Annotated in this window: 15 protein-coding genes and 1 pseudogene; 12 read left to right on the top strand and 4 right to left on the bottom strand. The window is 31.0% G+C overall.

The window, feature by feature from the left end:
- From ACI9TV_RS09100 to ACI9TV_RS09070, 7 genes and pseudogenes are all read left to right on the top strand, one after another.
- A pseudogene (locus tag ACI9TV_RS09100) lies at positions 1-331 on the top strand (VWA domain-containing protein); the annotation flags it as partial.
- Entirely contained in the window at positions 312-1,415 is a 1,104-nt protein-coding gene (locus ACI9TV_RS09095) for a hypothetical protein (RefSeq protein WP_415250469.1), read from the top strand. The pseudogene ACI9TV_RS09100 and the gene ACI9TV_RS09095, both read left to right, overlap by 20 nt.
- A 44-nt stretch (positions 1,416-1,459) precedes the next feature.
- Complete coding sequence (locus tag ACI9TV_RS09090; RefSeq protein ID WP_415250468.1) at positions 1,460-2,533, top strand: hypothetical protein; 1,074 nt, start codon at positions 1,460-1,462, stop codon at positions 2,531-2,533.
- Complete coding sequence (locus ACI9TV_RS09085; protein WP_415250467.1) at positions 2,533-3,537, top strand: CsgG/HfaB family protein; 1,005 nt, start codon at positions 2,533-2,535, stop codon at positions 3,535-3,537. Before ACI9TV_RS09090 ends, ACI9TV_RS09085 begins: the two co-directional genes overlap by 1 nt.
- Positions 3,538-3,543: 6 nt before the next feature.
- Positions 3,544-4,542, top strand: coding sequence for an LPP20 family lipoprotein (locus ACI9TV_RS09080; RefSeq protein WP_415250466.1), 999 nt, complete (start codon positions 3,544-3,546; stop codon positions 4,540-4,542).
- A gap of 47 nt (positions 4,543-4,589) precedes the next feature.
- A complete protein-coding gene (locus ACI9TV_RS09075; RefSeq protein ID WP_415250465.1) occupies positions 4,590-5,285 on the top strand; it encodes a hypothetical protein in 696 nt (231 codons plus the stop codon).
- Between the two features lie 62 nt (positions 5,286-5,347).
- A complete protein-coding gene (locus ACI9TV_RS09070) occupies positions 5,348-6,295 on the top strand; it encodes an AAA family ATPase (RefSeq protein WP_415250464.1) in 948 nt (315 codons plus the stop codon).
- 15 nt (positions 6,296-6,310) lie between these two features.
- On the opposite strand, the gene ACI9TV_RS09065 is transcribed toward ACI9TV_RS09070, so the two are convergent.
- The 4 genes from ACI9TV_RS09065 to ACI9TV_RS09050 are packed head-to-tail and all read right to left on the bottom strand — an operon-like array spanning position 6,311 to position 10,376.
- Positions 6,311-6,733 (bottom strand): FecR domain-containing protein, encoded by a 423-nt coding sequence (locus ACI9TV_RS09065; protein WP_415250463.1) that lies wholly within the window; start codon positions 6,731-6,733, stop codon positions 6,311-6,313.
- An 11-nt stretch (positions 6,734-6,744) separates the two neighbouring features.
- Positions 6,745-7,119, bottom strand: coding sequence for a DUF1987 domain-containing protein (locus ACI9TV_RS09060; RefSeq protein WP_415250462.1), 375 nt, complete (start codon positions 7,117-7,119; stop codon positions 6,745-6,747).
- A 12-nt stretch (positions 7,120-7,131) separates the two neighbouring features.
- Positions 7,132-9,216, bottom strand: a complete 2,085-nt coding sequence (locus ACI9TV_RS09055) for a CHASE2 domain-containing protein (RefSeq protein ID WP_415250470.1) — start codon at positions 9,214-9,216, stop codon at positions 7,132-7,134.
- A 59-nt stretch (positions 9,217-9,275) separates the two neighbouring features.
- Positions 9,276-10,376, bottom strand: a complete 1,101-nt coding sequence (locus ACI9TV_RS09050; protein WP_415250461.1) for an OmpA family protein — start codon at positions 10,374-10,376, stop codon at positions 9,276-9,278.
- 164 nt (positions 10,377-10,540) lie between these two features.
- On the opposite strand from ACI9TV_RS09050, the gene ACI9TV_RS09045 reads away from it, so the two are divergent.
- The 5 genes from ACI9TV_RS09045 to ACI9TV_RS09025 are packed head-to-tail and all read left to right on the top strand — an operon-like array spanning position 10,541 to position 15,970.
- A complete protein-coding gene (locus ACI9TV_RS09045; RefSeq protein ID WP_415250460.1) occupies positions 10,541-11,371 on the top strand; it encodes a DUF58 domain-containing protein in 831 nt (276 codons plus the stop codon).
- Complete coding sequence (locus ACI9TV_RS09040; protein WP_415250459.1) at positions 11,371-11,784, top strand: hypothetical protein; 414 nt, start codon at positions 11,371-11,373, stop codon at positions 11,782-11,784. The genes ACI9TV_RS09045 and ACI9TV_RS09040 overlap by 1 nt, the downstream gene beginning before the upstream one ends.
- Positions 11,777-12,706, top strand: a complete 930-nt coding sequence (locus tag ACI9TV_RS09035; RefSeq protein WP_415250458.1) for a vWA domain-containing protein — start codon at positions 11,777-11,779, stop codon at positions 12,704-12,706. Before ACI9TV_RS09040 ends, ACI9TV_RS09035 begins: the two co-directional genes overlap by 8 nt.
- Positions 12,703-14,556: a VWA domain-containing protein gene (locus tag ACI9TV_RS09030; protein ID WP_415250457.1), complete on the top strand. Its 1,854-nt coding sequence runs from the start codon at positions 12,703-12,705 to the stop codon at positions 14,554-14,556. The genes ACI9TV_RS09035 and ACI9TV_RS09030 overlap by 4 nt, the downstream gene beginning before the upstream one ends.
- Positions 14,537-15,970: a BatD family protein gene (locus ACI9TV_RS09025; protein WP_415250456.1), complete on the top strand. Its 1,434-nt coding sequence runs from the start codon at positions 14,537-14,539 to the stop codon at positions 15,968-15,970. Before ACI9TV_RS09030 ends, ACI9TV_RS09025 begins: the two co-directional genes overlap by 20 nt.
- Positions 15,971-15,976 lie beyond the last annotated feature (6 nt).

Genomic DNA, 15,976 nt, shown 5'->3' with positions numbered 1-15,976 from the left:
AAAATCACTTACTCTAAGTTACTCACTCGAAGCAGATGAAAATATGCGATACATACAAAATGCAGAAGAACAAATGCATATGAGCACGGGCCAAGAAAAAGCCAAGAAAAAATCAGCTGTTGCAAAAAAAACAAAAAATAGCAAAAAACAAAAGAAGGGTGGAAGCTCTAACATGAAAGTAAGTGCACCAGCTTCAAGTGGTGGCGAAGATATAGGTAAAAAGACGAAAAGTGACCCTATGCTCAACCTGAATAAGGGAAGTGCAAAGCTAAGCTCAAAACAGTACGAGTTAATTAACAAAAGGGGAGTAAATGAAAAAAAGCCTTGGTAGTTTTTTAATACTTTTTCTTTCTTTTTTAAGTCTAGATGCCTCGACATATAAATGGAGCTCTTTTGTAGAAACAGAGAAAGCATATGTAGGTGAAGCTATTTATATAAAGTACCTTTGTGAGTTTGATGATAACGGTGAACTTTATATTATAGACTTTGAGCCTCGTAGTAGTGACTTATATGATGTAATTTTATTGAGAAGAGATGAAAAGCTGCGGGATGGAAAAAGAACAAATAGTTATGAATACATTTTAAAAGCAAAATTACCAAAAGACTTAGAGATAGTTTTAGAAGCCACAATGAAAAAAACTTCGCTTGATAGTATTGTTGATAATACGACGAATCATTATGATGACACCAAATTTGACAGTATCCATACAAAAACTATAGTGAAGATGAAAAAAATCACTGTGGAAATTTTAGATGTACCAAAAAAACTCTTAGGTACATTTGGTCTTAAAGTGAAAAAAGATGAACCTAATATTAAAGCTTATGAACCGTATCATTTAGATGTGAAGATATCTGGAGAAGGTAGTTTTGATGCGCTAGAAAGTATAGACTTTACAATAGATGGTGTAAAGGTTTTTACACAAAAGCCCACAAAAAAGATTGACTTAGATAAAGATGGATATAAAGGTTCTTGGATGCAAAAGTTCGCTTTTGTAAGTGGTGAAGATTTTAGAATTCCTGCTCGTAGTATAGAGTATTTTGACATGTCTTCGAATAGAGTACAAGTATTAGAAATAGATGCAGTTGATGTAAAAGTACAAGTCGCTTATAAAAAATCTGATCTTTTAGATGATGTTGAAGAAGACTTTTCTTTAAATATTGAATATGCTTACTATTTATTTACATTGATAGCTGGATTTTTAGTAGGAAAAATAAAGTTTAAAACAAAAAAAGTAAATACTGAAACTGAAAAATTTATAACAAAAGTTAATGAGACTAAATCGCTTGATGTCTTGAGTATGCTTTTGATACTCACAAATGAGAAAAAGTTCAGTGATATACTTGGGTCGATTGATTCGAATGAAGTCACATCTTTAAGGCAAGCAAAAAAAATGATTATAAAGATTGTGTCATGATGCAAAAGTATATCAGTATATTTTTATTGTTAACAGTATTTTGTATGAACGCATATGCAACTGACTATAAATGGAGTTCCTCTGTAAATAAAAAAGAAGCCTTTGTAAATGAAGCAATATATCTTAAATATGTTTGTGAGTATAGTGACAAGGCTGAATTGTATACGATAGAGTTTCATCCCGAAGTTGAGAATGAGTTTTATAGCATTAAGCTGTTTTCTCAAAAGACAAAGTTAGTAGATACAAAAAAAATAAGCACCTATGAATATATAGCTTTTGTTAAAAAACCTATGCTAGCTAACTTTAATTTTGAGGCTATGATGGAAAAAACAAATAAAGACTCCATTGAAAATACAGTACTTGGACGTGATAACGCAGATTATGAAGAATTCTCAACTACGCCAGTCAAACAAAAAAGTTTAAAAGTGGAGATTAAAGAGATACAAACAAATATATCTGGAAAGTTTTCTCTTGAAGTTAAAAAAGATAAACAGCGTGTAAAGGCATATGAGCCATTCCACTTAGACATAAAGATATCCGGAACTGGAAATTTTGAGGCTTTAGGGGGCATTAATTTCAATATAGACGGAGTAAAAGTATTTGCACAAAAACCTATAAATAGCACGTATCTAGGTATTGAGGGCTATAAAGGTACTTGGAGTCAGAAATTTGCTTTTGTAGGCTCTAAAGACTTTAGAATCCCTGCTCAGAGTATAAAATATTTCGACATTGAATCTAAGGAAGTTAAAGTTCTAAATATAGCTAGTATTAACATTAGTGTAAAAAAAGCATACCAGAAGTCTGAGCTGTTAGACACGCAGGAAAATGGGTACGCATTTTCTTTGGATACCATACTAAAGTATATATATTTCATACTTACTTTTATAACTGGATTTTTACTTGCAAAAGTGAAATTTAAAACGAAAAGAAGAGACACAAAAAGTACACAATTACGGGATAAAATACAAAATGCGAAATCTTTAAATGAGTTGAGTATGCTTTTAATATTAAATAATGAGAGAAAATTTAATGATATACTAACAAAAATTGATTCCAAAGAGTTATCATCTTTAGCTCACGCCAAAAATAAAATTACAAAATTAATAACGGATACTTAATGCAAAAGCACTTCTTCTTTTTAGTTACTTCTTTTTTTATAATCTTTTTTAGTGGATGCGCAACACATGTAAAAATTAAAGCACTTAAACCTGCCGAGATCGATAGAGCAACTACTACAAAAAACATTGCAGTAGTGACATTTAAACATGACAGAGTTGCCCTTTCTTCAAAAATTGAATCAAACCTTGCCAGTTATAAGATAGAGAATAAACCATTTTTCACTATGGTTAGCAGGAGTGATTTGAACCAAGTTATAAAAGAACAAAAACTGCAAAATAGTGGTTTAGTAGACACCAAGGATATAGTTGAAGTTGGCGAGCTTATTGGTGCTCAAGCTATCATCTCTGGTAATGTGGGACGTTCTTCTCTTAATGATACACATTACTATGAAAATCGTGTAGGATGTTCAGATAAAAAGTGTAAAAAAACATACATCTATAGAGTTAGATGTACGAAACGAGTTATTAGTTTATCTGCTGATATTAAGATGGTGGATGTAACTCGCGGAGATATTATTTATGCAGACAATATGTCAAGATCATCTACATATAGACATTGTCGTGATGATTCACGTGCCTTACCATCAAAAGAGAGTGTGGCACAAAACCTAGCCACAAGCATAGCAAATAGTTTTACGTATAAATTAACACCACATTATCGTTACTTTAGTGTAGAACTACTTGATAAGCCAGATTTAGATTATACGGACGAACAAGAAGACCTACTTGAAAATGCTCTCAAATACATGGAACATAAACGTTATGATAGAGCTGAGTCATTACTGACAAATTTAGTTGAATCAACAGATCAGCAAAGCTATGTAGCATTCTATAATTTGGGTGTTGTTAAAGAGACTCAAGGCGATTATAAAAAAGCAAAACTTTATTATGAAAGAGCAGATAACTTAACTGAAAAACCAGTTGAAGCTGTAAGCATTGCATATAATCGGATTAAAGCTGTAATAGAAGAGAGTCATATAATTTCACAACAAATGAGTCGGTAAGTGTCTATGAAAAATGTATTTATTTTAATTTTGACTCTACTTATTTTAAGTGGATGTAGTTCTAAGAAGAGGGTTGTATCAGCCCCTAAAACATTACCAACTTGGTACTCACAGGAGATGAAAAGTAATGCACGCACTTTATATAGTGTTGGAGAGGGTGAAGATAAAGCTAAGGCTATTACAAATGCTTTGAATGCTATGGTATCAACATTAAGTGTATCTATCTCATCTGAGTTCAATATGAAAAGTGTTGTACAAGATGGTGTGATTAGTAGTATTCAAAGAGACTCTACACATGAAGTCAATTCACAGGTAAAAGCAATAAGAATAAGTAATTACCAAATAATAGAGTCAAAAGAATTTGCTTTTCAACGCTATTTAGTAGCAATTAGCTCAGATAAAAAAAGTCTATTTTTATCATTATACAAAGAAATAAGTCAAAAATTTGAGAGTATTAAAAGAAAACATGAAGAATCAGTTCAATTTAACCTCATTAAAAGATTGTCACTCTATAAAAAAGATAAAGAATCAATGAGTACTTTGAAAAATACACTCATTGTTATAAATTCATTAAATCCAAGTTTTAATGATAGCATCTACGTGAGACAAGTACTTGAGGTTGAAAATAGATATGACTCTTTACTTTCAAAAATCACTTTTAGTGTAGATGCAAACTCTGATGCAAGAAGATTAATACCGTCAATTGCTAATGGTTTAAGTCTGTCGAAATACAATATTGTAAAAAAGATAAATGGTAAAAATCATTTAAGAGTTCGCCTTAACGCGTCGACTGTAAAAGCAAGATCATATGGGTTTACCTTAGCAAGATCTGCGATTTCTATTACAGTTAAAGATAGTACGAGTAAAGTTATTGGAAGTAATAAGTTAAACATAACAGGACAATCTACGCAAGGTTATGAAATTGCCAAAGAGAATGTTGCCGTAAAATTAAATACTAAAGTACTTCAAGAGGGTATAGAAAAAATTATCGGCTTGGAATTATAATCAAAATATTTATCAAGGTTTCTCTTTTTTTTATACTTGTTCTTTCAATGCAAGGATGTACTCAAAAAAGTGTGCGTGCTGTATTCCAAACAAATGGTGCTTCCATTGTGAGAGAACATACCACAGTACTTCAAAGATTACTGGAAAAATATTACACAAAATTAAATCTTAGAAACCCAAGGTATACAACAAAAATACAAAGAATACCTGTTATGTATGACATCAAAAATCGTACAAATAATGCAACACTTCCTCTTTTAAGTATTAAAAAAAATGCAACTTATAAAGATTATTTAAACATTGCATTTGGAAGAAGTGAAGTGAAAAATAGAAATGATTACCTTATTGCAGGTATATATAAAATGCTTTACTGGGCATATACAATTGATAGGTCTCATACTGTGACTACAATGCAGTATGATGCTGTGAAGATTCAAGAAGCAAACAAGATGATGCAGATTATTCAGTACCGTGTAGAAAATGAAAAAGATGAAAAAGGGAATTATCTTTTTTTAACATGGCAAAGACAATGGCAAATTGATGTCTTAAAAAGTATTTACACAAATAAAAAAATAGATGTAAATTCTTACGAGAAAGAAGAATTGATAAAGTCTTCAAATATGAACTTTCGAATTATAAGTGAAGGGATAATTTTTACACTTCAAGAGTCTTTACGTTATTTCGGTAAAGAATCTACAAACCTTGGTACTTCAGCTATAAAAAGTGTGTTTATATTTTTATAGTTTTTCTCAATCATTAACCCCTCTTTGTTATAATTGCTCAATTAAAACAAAGGGTATTGTATATGATTTCTAAGATACAAGAGATAAAAACAGAAGTTGCTAAAGTAGTTGTTGGGCAAGATAAAATGATAGACGGTCTTTTAATCGCTCTGTTATGTGATGGACATATTCTTATAGAAGGTGTACCAGGACTTGCAAAAACTACAACCGTAAATGCACTTGCAGCTTCTCTTGGATTAGATTTTAAACGTGCGCAATTTACTCCTGACTTACTTCCAGCAGATATCTTAGGTGCTGAGATTTATGATCCTCAAAATAACATTTTTAAAATCAAAAAAGGTCCAATCTTTACAAACCTTCTTTTAGCAGATGAGATTAACCGTGCTCCTGCAAAAGTACAATCAGCCTTACTTGAAGTAATGCAAGAAAAGCAAGTAACACTTGGAGATACTACATTTAAACTTGATCCTCCATTCTTTGTAATGGCCACACAAAATCCAGTAGAACAAGAAGGTGTGTATCAACTCCCAGAAGCGCAACTAGATCGTTTTATGTTGAAACTTATAGTTGATTACAACACAAAAGAAGAAGAACTAGAAATCGCAAGACGTATTTCAAGTGGAAGTTCAGGTAAAATTCAAGCTGTAGTTAATGCCGAAGAATTACTCGAGCTAAAAAAAGCTATAAAAGAAATTCATGTTGATGAAGAAGTTGAAACATATATGATTGAACTTGTAAATGCTACAAGAAATCCAAGTGACTATGGACTTGATGAGTTAAAGGATATGATTCAATTTGGTGCTTCGCCACGTGTAAGTATAGATATCTTTAAAGCCGTAAAAGCAATGGCATTTCTTAGAGGAAAAGATTTTGTAACACCTGTTGATGTAGCATATATAGCAAAAGAGATTATGAGACATCGTATAGTCCTTTCTTATGAAGCAGAAGCAGAAGGTATTACAACTGATGAAATTATTCAAAAAGTTTTAGAGACTGTAGCAATACCATAAAAGGTATTTAGCTACTTACTGGACCTTTACGAAGAACTTTGTACCTCTAATAGCTACTGTAGCTTCAGGTGTTTTAAACACGAAATCTTCAGGAGATAGTTGGCTAATTTTTCCAGATTCAAATGATGCAGAGCCTTTTTCTAGGAAGAGTTGGAAATCGTATTTTTCTTCTGTAGGTTTAAAAACAAACTTCTTTAAACTTAGTAGTGCATTTGATCCCAATACAAGTTTAGAATTATCTTTAAATATCACGGTTACCGAGGCATCTTTTTTCGTTATAAGTACCATGCCACTATTTAAAGTACTTCCACTAGTAATAGAAATCGTTTTATCAGCACTTTTTGCACTAACGCTTCCTTTTACTTGACTTGCAATTGCAATTTCTTGCGCATTAGCATTTACAAATAAAATCAATAAAGTAAGTAGTATGTATTTCATGTTAAATCCTTTTAATATATGATTGTTTGTATGTTGAGATCTGGAAATTCTTCAGCTATATCTTCATAATCTTCTAAGGAATCTTCGTCTTCTTCATGATAGTACCAATTTATTTGAAGGGGTTTAGATACACCGTTATTTACAATATCTAAAATATTATACAGAATTTGATTTGTAGAAGAGTTGAAATATATCAGTTTAATATTTATTGTAGTATGTGTTTGAGACTCTTCATTAAAATATTGCGTTATCCACTTGATGATAGGTTCATAAAAAGTAAAGGCATTATCCGGATAAGACTTACCTATGAATTCTATTAAACTATCTTCATATGATAATGTAACATGAGGAGTGTCTAATTCTTGCTTAATATTAATACTATTCATATTTGCATCTCTTTAAAATTTTAAACCCATAACTGTTATATCGTCAGTTTGCTCAAAATCACTTTTAAACATTCTAAAGCTCTTTATTATACTGTCTTTTTGTTTAAGTAATGATGATTTATGATTTCTTAGTATTAATTCTTGGAAAGCTTTTTTACTAAATTTTTTATTATCAAACCCTTCTTGATCATAAATTCCATCAGTAGATATGTAAAGCTGCATATTTTCATGAATAGTTATATCATTGTCTGTATATTTTTGATCTATTTTTGTTCTAATATAGCCTACGTTTGAACGATCTGATTTTATAGTATCTATTTTTGAATCATGTATAGTATAGAGGGGTGTTTTAGCTCCAGCATATCTACATACTTCAGTTTTTTTGTTGTAATACAAAACACCACCATCAAATCCAGCATTCGATTTCGATTCGGTGGTTTGTTTAAGCATCGTTTTTATTGAGATATTAAAATACTCTAATATCTTAGCTGGGCTTCTTTCTAAGTTATTATTTGCTATTTCGGCAACTATTTGTGCTTCTATAGCTTTGACTAACATTGTTACAAAAGCACCTGGAACTCCATGCCCAGCTCCATCGATTACCATTACAATGATTTCTTCTTGAGACTTTAATTCTGTTGCAAAATAAATATCTCCACCAACAGTGTCTTTTGGTAACCAAAATATAAATGAATCGTGAAAATATTTTTGCATAATATTCTCATCGGGTAAAATAGAGTTTTGAATTAAAGAAGCATAGTCAATTGAATCATTTATCTTTTTCTGAGCTTTTTCGATTTTGTTCTTTGCAATTTCTAAGTCTGCTGTTCTTAGTTTTACTTTTTTATCAAGATTAGCGATATGCAAACGTGTTAACTCTTTTGCAAACAAATGTTTATCGTATGTATCAATAATAATATATAAAATACTTAAAATGAAAAAATGCAGGAGAAAAGGAATAAGAAAATAACCAATAGATATATACACACCATTCTCAAATTGAATAATTGTTAAAAATGTAGCTAGGAATATTATGCCAATAAATAAAACAAGTAAAAGTTTCTTCCATTTTTTGATAAGTAAGTATAAAAATAGGAAACTTAATATTAAAGAGAGTAAAAGATTGATATTTTTATACGATTCTGGCTGTACTAATAGACTGTCATTTAAGATATTGTCAATTATGCTAACATGAACTTGTACCCCAATAAATTTTCTACCACCTCTTATAATGATTTGATCATGGAGAGCAGATGCTGAAGAACCCACTAAAATAATTTTTCCAGTTAACATTTCTGTAGGTACTTTATTTTGTAAAAGATCAATAGCAGATACTTTTTTATACCACATATCATCATAGAAATTGACTAAAATATTTGTTTGCTTGTCGGTTTGTATGGTATGGTCAAGTATCTCAAAACGATTATCTGATAGTACTTTTAAGTCAGAGTCTAAACTTAAAAGAGTGGCAATAGAAAGAGTGGGGAGTATATTGTTTTTATATTTTCTTAGTAAAGGTATACGTCGTAAAATACCATCTTCATCCACATTAACGTTGACAAATCCAAGGTAAGGCGCACTTGTTGATAAAGTGGATGTATTACAGAGAATACTATCAAAATTCTCTAGTATAAAGTCACTAGTATTTAAATCTAAAGATTTAAGATTGATACATTTTTCATTTGGAGTAGTGCTTTTACTTAAGTAAACACTCATGACACTCGCTGTTTGTTTTAAAGCATTGGAAAGTCTTAAATCATTATCTTGCAAGCTTTGAGGTAAGCCATGTATAGAGCTATCAATATTGAAAAATTTTTTGTAAAAAGATGTTATTTCTTTCGGGGATGTTCTGTCATTTTCTGGAAAAATGATATCAAGCCCAATTACACTTGGCATTGTACTATCTATTTTCCGTATGAGTTGTGCTACGAGGATTCTTGGCCAAGGCCATTGCCCTAGTGCATGAAGACTTTTTTCATCTATATCTACAACAATAACATTTGATGCTTGCTCCTTGTGATTCTTTACTAATGAATTCGAGATTTGGTCATATACTTTATAGTCAATGAGTTTTAAATAATCACTTTTAAAAAATATATAATGGTTCAGTAGAATTAGTAGGAAAAGTAACGAGTATAAAAAAAGAGTTTTTTTATTTAATGAATAAATAATTCTACTCTTCTATTAAATTGTTCATCCATATTATCATCAGTAGGAATCGCCAAATCTGATTCACCATAAGTATCTTGATCAATTTTTAAATACGTTATTTCCGCACTTTGTATCGTATTGGCTACACTTTGTGTTCTTTGAGAGCCAAGAGTTTTATTGCTGTTTGAATTTCCAACTGTATCGGTATGCCCAATGAGTTGTATATATGGAGATTGCATTTTAGACAGTATAGATAAAATATTTTGAAAATTTTCTTTAGATTCCTCTGTTAATTCAAGCTTATTGAAATACAATATATACGACAACTGTTCGGTATTAGTAGCATCAATAATCTCTCCAAATAGATTTTTTATTTCATTTGTATCAATTTCTTTTGGATTACTTGGAGCAGAGTCTTTTGAACGTACTGATACAATTTGATTAGGTTTTGTTACTGCGACACTACTTTTATCTGTTGCAATAAGAATAGAGCTATTTGTTTTTTTATCAGGGAGTAAGACGATTAGGGTCTTTATTTTGCATCCATCCTCTCCAACTTTCATACCACGTTGTGTATCAGGACATTTATCTTGCTCTCTAAGTACACCATCTTGATCAAGATCTTTGGCTAAGGTTACATACATTGTAACTATAGCTCTATTTGATAGTGCATGGTCTGCACTTAAGTGAAGTGGGTCTTTTGCTCCGCGATATTCAATCCTCATAATATTTTTATCTATACCATGCTCAGACAAATAAGCCTGTACGCTGAGTGCATTTTCTTTACTTTTTTCTAGTGCATTAGAGGACTTGAAACTATATCCTATAATATTTACGATTATTTCATTTGATTTATTTGTGTACGTTTTTACTTTATCTACAACATCTTTTAAAGTTGATTTTGAATCTTCTTTTATGTCTACATCATACATATATATTTCATCAAAACGGACTATTTCATCAAAATCTCCATCAATGAAATTACTATACTTTTTGATTTGTAGGGTATTAGTATCTTTAGGTGTTAATGCTAGTGCTGAAGTGATAGAAAGGAAGAAAATAATTGTAAAGGAGATTAAAAAGTTTTTTTGCATAATTTTTTGCATAATATGTATACCTTTAGTATGTTATATATAATTAGATATAGTATACATACTATAAACTAAAATTTAAGTTAAATATATGTATCTTACATCTATCCATTTACTACGATTTGTTATAATATTTAACAAAAATACAAACTATAGTTTTATACAATATGAGATAATTAATGAGCAAATTACAAAAAATACTAGTCCGTGCAAGACGTCAGGTCTTTAGCGAAATGGTTGGAAACAATCCCTCTATCTTTCAAGGTGAAGGGTATGACTTTATAGAACTACGTGAGTATATGCCCGGTGATGATATTCGTCATATTGACTGGAATATTACGGCAAAGATGCAGAAGCCTTTTATAAAAATATTTCGTGAAGAACGTGAACTTAATGTTGTACTCGTATCTGTTTTAAATGGAAGTGTACATTTTGGTTCTAAAAAGTTTAAGCAAGAAACCATTGCAGAAGTAAATGCCTTACTTGGATTCTCCACTTTGAAAAATGGAGACTTACTAAGTTCATATGTGTTTACAGATGAGATGATTTCAAACTCAAAACCAAGTAAGAAACTTCACCAGATACAAAAAAATGTAGCTGAGATTTTAGATTTTGATGCAATAAATAAAAAAGTAGATTTTAAAGTTATCGCAGATACCTTATATAAACGATTAAGAAGAAAATCACTGATTTTAGTAGTCGGGGATTTTTTTGAAATTCCTGACTTTAAACTTTTAGCGAGAAAACATGAGGTTGTATCGGTAATAGTTCGTGACCATTTAGAAGAAAATCCACCACAAATGGGTTTTGCATCTTTACTTGATCCTGAGAGTGGAGCAACACTAGAAGGGGACTTTAATAAAGCGAGTGTAAGTGAGTATAGTAAAAAAGTCCATGCACATGATCATAAACTGTATGAGACATTTAGAAAAGATCAAGTGAGATTTACAAAAGTATATACTGATTCTATTGCAAGTGTTGATCTTCGTAGACTGTTTGAAGGAAGATAATGAAAGAAGCAGTACAACAACAATTTGATATTCCTTTACATGACATTAAGCCTATCGTTGAAGTTCAAGAATACTCTTTATATTACCTCATAGGTTTAGTGGGTCTCGCTTTAATAGTTTTTTTTGTAGTAGTTTACTTTTTATATCTTTGGTATAAAAAACGTAGTGAATTTAATTTGAGAAAGCATCATATAAAACTACTCTTTGAACTGGACTTTTCCGATACGAAACATACTGCCTATGCAATAAGTAGTTATGGAATTACTTTCAAAGATGATTCACCAAGACATGTAGAGATGTTCAACAATATAAGTGAAAGACTTGAACTTTATAAATATAGAAAAAGTGTGAGTGAATTTGACGAAGAAACTTTAGGTTACATAGAAGTATATAAAGGTATGTTGGATGCTTGATGGGGTTTACCTTGAATATCCAGAGTTACTTTTACTTGTATTAGTTTTTATTGCTTGTTCTAAGTTTTGTAAATTGCGATTGTCTTCTATTTATTTTCCTCATGCTGGTCAGTTTATGCAAAACTCAATTTCAAGCTCAAAACTACTAATTTTTTTAAAATGGCTTGGGATTATTATGCTCATTGTTGCTATTGCATCACCTGTAAAAGATGAGCCTTATGAGTTAGAACCAAAAGATGGTTATGAGATAGCTTTAATTTTGGATGCTTCTCAATCTATGCAAGCACAAGGTTTTGATCAAGACAACAGAAAATTAAACCGTTTTGATGTTGTAAAGAATATTGTAAATGATTTTATAAAACAAAGAAGTGAAGATAACATCGGTTTAGTAGTTTTTGGTCAGTACTCTTTCATCGCTTCACCACTTACCTATGATGAAAATATTTTAAAACGTATTGTCTCTCAACTTCAAATTGGAATGGCTGGTAAATATACTGCCCTTTATGAAGCGCTTGCTCAAGGTGTCAATCTTTTAAAAATGAGTAAATCAGATTCTAAGGTGGCAATACTTCTAACAGATGGACACTCCACTGTTGGGGTTGACAAAATTCCACTCGATGTGGCACTTGATATGGCGAAAAAAGAGGGTGTTAAAGTCTATCCTATTGGTATAGGTATGCCAAATGAGTATAACCGTAAAGTACTTATGGAAATAGCTGAAGGTACAGGTGGGGTTGCTTTTGGTGCTTCATCTGCAAATGAATTACTTGAAGTGTATAAAAAGATTGATGAGTTAGAAAAATCAGAAATTCAAGCTGAGACTTTTACATATTTAAATTATTATTATGCGTACCCTTTATTTTTAGCATTTTTCTCTTTGATATTTTATATGTATTTACGAAATAAAAGAGGCAATGCATGATTTTTTTACGTCCTGAAATTTTATACTATCTTTTACCACCATTTTTTATTCTTTTTGCCCTTCTTCTAACACAAAAAGAGACGCAAGAACATTACTTTTCTGATGAAGTAATGAAAAAGCTGAAAGTAGGTACAGACACCTTTACTCTTCGTACAAGAAATATATTTCTCTTCTTGGTGGGCCTTTTGATTGTACTGGCATTAGCTGAACCAGTTATAGAAGATGGTACAGTAGAGGTAAAATCAAAAAGTGCAGACATTATGTTAGCTTTAGATATATCTGACTCAATGTTAGCTGAAGATGTGTACCCAAACCGTTTAAGTTTTGCTAAACAAAAAGCGATAGACTTACTCAAGTTAGCCCCAGATGAGAGAATAGGGATAGTGGCCTTCGCTAAAAACTCCTATCTTGTTTCACCTATGAGTTTTGATCATAATGCAGTGAGTTTTTTACTTCGCCAGTTAAATACAGATTCAATCACAGAAAAAGGAACAGATTTACTAGCTCTTTTAAAAGTTGCAAATGAAACTATTAAAACAAAAAGCAAAAAATATCTTTTACTTCTTTCAGATGGTGGAGACAAAGATGATTTTTCTGCTGAGATTTCTTATGCAAAAGAAAAAAATATTGTAGTTTTTATTTTAGGAATCGGTACTAAAAAAGGTGCCCCTGTTAAAAAAGAAGATGGAACTTTTGTAAAGTACAAAGGCGATATTATCGTCTCAAAACTTAATGAAGACATAGCAAGTTTAGCTACGTCTAGCTCTGGGGTTTACATTCAAAGTGTAAAATCCTCTGCTGATATAAAAGCAATGCTTAGCGAGATAGACTCTATCAGTGAGCAAAAAGAATTAAAAAGTGAAACGATAAACAAGTTTATTCCTCTGTTTTATTATCCACTTGGATTGGCTTTATTTTTACTTTTGATTGCAACGAGTTCTTTGTATAAAAAAGTGCAAGTTACTTCACCTTTACTAGTATTATTTTTAGCACTGGCAGGTTTTTCACAAAATGCGAGAGCAGGTTTATTGGACTTTATGGAATTAGACAAGGCTAAAAAAGCTTATGAAGTAGGGGACTTTAATACATCAGGAAAAATATATTCTGAGTATGGCGAGCAATTTCAAGATTCTTTTTCTTTATACAATGCAGCAAATGCTTTATATAAACAAGAACTGTATAATGAAGCGATTGAAACGTATGAAAAATCATCTTTTGAAGATAATATCTCAAATGCAAACAAGCATGGAAATATAGGAAATGCTTACGTTAAAAAAAGAACGCCTGAGAGTTTAGAAAAAGCGCTAAAGTCTTATGAGACATCTCTAGATTTACATGAAGACAAAGATATACGAGAAAATCTCGAAGCTGTCAAAAAAGCTTTAGAAAAACAAAAAAAAGAGCAAGAAAAGAAAGAAGATAAAAAACAGGATAAACAAGACGATAAAGAGAATGAAGAAAAGCAAGATAAAGACTCTGATGAGAAAAAAGATTCTCAAGATGGAAAAAAGTCTGATGAAAAAGAAGAAAGTGAAGAAAAGCAAGAAGCTAAAGAAGATAAAGACAATAAGTCTGATCAGAAGAGTGATGAAGAAAAATCTCAAGAACAAAAAGAGCAAGAGAAAAAACAAGAAAAAGAAAAGAAAAAACTCGAAGAACTAGAAAAAGATAAAAAAGAAGATCCAAAAGAAGAAAAATCTGGAGCACCATTAGTTGATGGACAAGAAAATATGAGTGATGCAGAAGAGGAAAAATGGATACAAAAACTTAATGCGCAACAAAATACTTTTATGTATATGTTGGGTGAAAATAAACTAGATGAGGAAACAAATGATGAAAAACCTTGGTAAAATCTTTTTTCTACTTACAATCTTATCGCAGATATTATTTGCAAATGTAGTTGCAAGTGTAGATAGTGATCATGTAAGTTTTGGTGAAGTAGTGTCGTACAACTTAACTCTAAGTGGCGATGATGTTAAACGACCAGAAATTTTTACACTATGTGGTGAAGATGTAGTGAGTACTGGTTCGGCAACAAGTATTCAAATTGTAAATGGCGATTATCAAAAGTCTTACGTACTCTCATATAAGTTTGTTCCGACAGCTTCTTGTACGATTGATCCTATATCTGTAGAAGTGGGAGGAAAGACATACCTAACTCAAGCTATTGATATTGTAGTTGAAAAAACTGTAACATCAAAAAATGATGATTTTTCACTCTTTCTAAGTGTAAATAAAGAAGAAGTGTATGTTGGTGAACCATTTGAATTAACACTACTCTTTAGACAAAAAAAATCAGCACAAGTTGTTGACAATAAATTCTCACAACCAGAGTTTAAAGGCTTTTGGGTTAAAGGCCAACCAAAGCAAGAGATTCTAAAAGATAAAGAGTATATTAATACAAAAATAATTTATAAAATGGCACCACAAAGAGAAGGTAACTTACATATATCTCCTGCTCAAATTGCTATTGCTTCACGTAAAAATGTAAAAAATTATTATGGTGGTTTATTTCCTGAAGTGAAATGGAAAACATACTTTTCAAATGATTTAAACATTTCAGCGAAAGCTTTACCAAATGGTGTTTCTATAGTAGGTAACTTTACCATAGAAGCTTTTGCAGATAAAACACAAGTTAATCCAAATGAAGTAGTTAATGTTACACTCAAAATTACAGGAGATGGAAACTTAGAAGATATAAAAACTTTTAAACCGTACATCGAAGGGGTAAGTGTTTTTGATGAAAAAATTCTTATTAAAGACAATGTTCTAACGCAAAAAATAACTTTTGTAGCGGATTCGAGTTTTGAAGTTCCCTCTTTTAGTATTGAGGCTTTTGATCCTCAAAATAAGGAGATTAAAACACTTGCCACTGATACTATAAAGATTACTATTAATAGTTCAATAGTAAGTAAAAAAGAAGAACTTATTATTAAAAAAGGGGATAAGCCTGGGGAAGTTGTTGAAAAAGTTGTAATACAAACAAAGAAACTAGATATACTCTGGATTGTAGCTATATTTTTAGGTGGTTTGATACTAGGTATTGGGCTTATGCTTTTAAAACCATTACTTACATATGAGAGGAAAAGTAAATTCAATTTAAAAGACTATAAAATGTTACTGATTAAGTTGATGCCTTTTAAAGAGCATACTGATGTTAAAGAACTTGTAGATACCTTAGAAGCTAATCTCTATCAGGATTCAAGTAAGGAGATAGATAAAAAACTCATTAAAGAGATAATTAAAAAATATGAAATTATTTAATCTCTT

Origin of the sequence: Sulfurimonas sp. (assembly GCF_047622445.1) — a bacterium.
Taxonomy (GTDB): Bacteria; Campylobacterota; Campylobacteria; order Campylobacterales; family Sulfurimonadaceae; genus Sulfurimonas.
The sequence above is the reverse complement of the archived record's forward strand: the minus strand, read 5'-3'. Positions and strand labels throughout refer to the sequence as shown.

What these genes read in the sequence shown, in the direction of transcription:
- ACI9TV_RS09095 (WP_415250469.1), top strand. Translation starts at nt 312, where the DNA reads ATGAAAAAAAGCCTTGGTAGTTTTTTAATACTTTTTCTTTCTTTTTTA.
- ACI9TV_RS09090 (WP_415250468.1), top strand. Translation starts at nt 1,460, where the DNA reads ATGAACGCATATGCAACTGACTATAAATGGAGTTCCTCTGTAAATAAA.
- ACI9TV_RS09085 (WP_415250467.1), top strand. Translation starts at nt 2,533, where the DNA reads ATGCAAAAGCACTTCTTCTTTTTAGTTACTTCTTTTTTTATAATCTTT.
- ACI9TV_RS09080 (WP_415250466.1), top strand. Translation starts at nt 3,544, where the DNA reads ATGAAAAATGTATTTATTTTAATTTTGACTCTACTTATTTTAAGTGGA.
- ACI9TV_RS09075 (WP_415250465.1), top strand. Translation starts at nt 4,590, where the DNA reads ATGCAAGGATGTACTCAAAAAAGTGTGCGTGCTGTATTCCAAACAAAT.
- ACI9TV_RS09070 (WP_415250464.1), top strand. Translation starts at nt 5,348, where the DNA reads ATGATTTCTAAGATACAAGAGATAAAAACAGAAGTTGCTAAAGTAGTT.
- ACI9TV_RS09065 (WP_415250463.1), bottom strand. Translation starts at nt 6,733, where the DNA reads ATGAAATACATACTACTTACTTTATTGATTTTATTTGTAAATGCTAAT.
- ACI9TV_RS09060 (WP_415250462.1), bottom strand. Translation starts at nt 7,119, where the DNA reads ATGAATAGTATTAATATTAAGCAAGAATTAGACACTCCTCATGTTACA.
- ACI9TV_RS09050 (WP_415250461.1), bottom strand. Translation starts at nt 10,376, where the DNA reads ATGCAAAAAATTATGCAAAAAAACTTTTTAATCTCCTTTACAATTATT.
- ACI9TV_RS09045 (WP_415250460.1), top strand. Translation starts at nt 10,541, where the DNA reads ATGAGCAAATTACAAAAAATACTAGTCCGTGCAAGACGTCAGGTCTTT.
- ACI9TV_RS09040 (WP_415250459.1), top strand. Translation starts at nt 11,371, where the DNA reads ATGAAAGAAGCAGTACAACAACAATTTGATATTCCTTTACATGACATT.
- ACI9TV_RS09035 (WP_415250458.1), top strand. Translation starts at nt 11,777, where the DNA reads ATGCTTGATGGGGTTTACCTTGAATATCCAGAGTTACTTTTACTTGTA.
- ACI9TV_RS09030 (WP_415250457.1), top strand. Translation starts at nt 12,703, where the DNA reads ATGATTTTTTTACGTCCTGAAATTTTATACTATCTTTTACCACCATTT.
- ACI9TV_RS09025 (WP_415250456.1), top strand. Translation starts at nt 14,537, where the DNA reads ATGATGAAAAACCTTGGTAAAATCTTTTTTCTACTTACAATCTTATCG.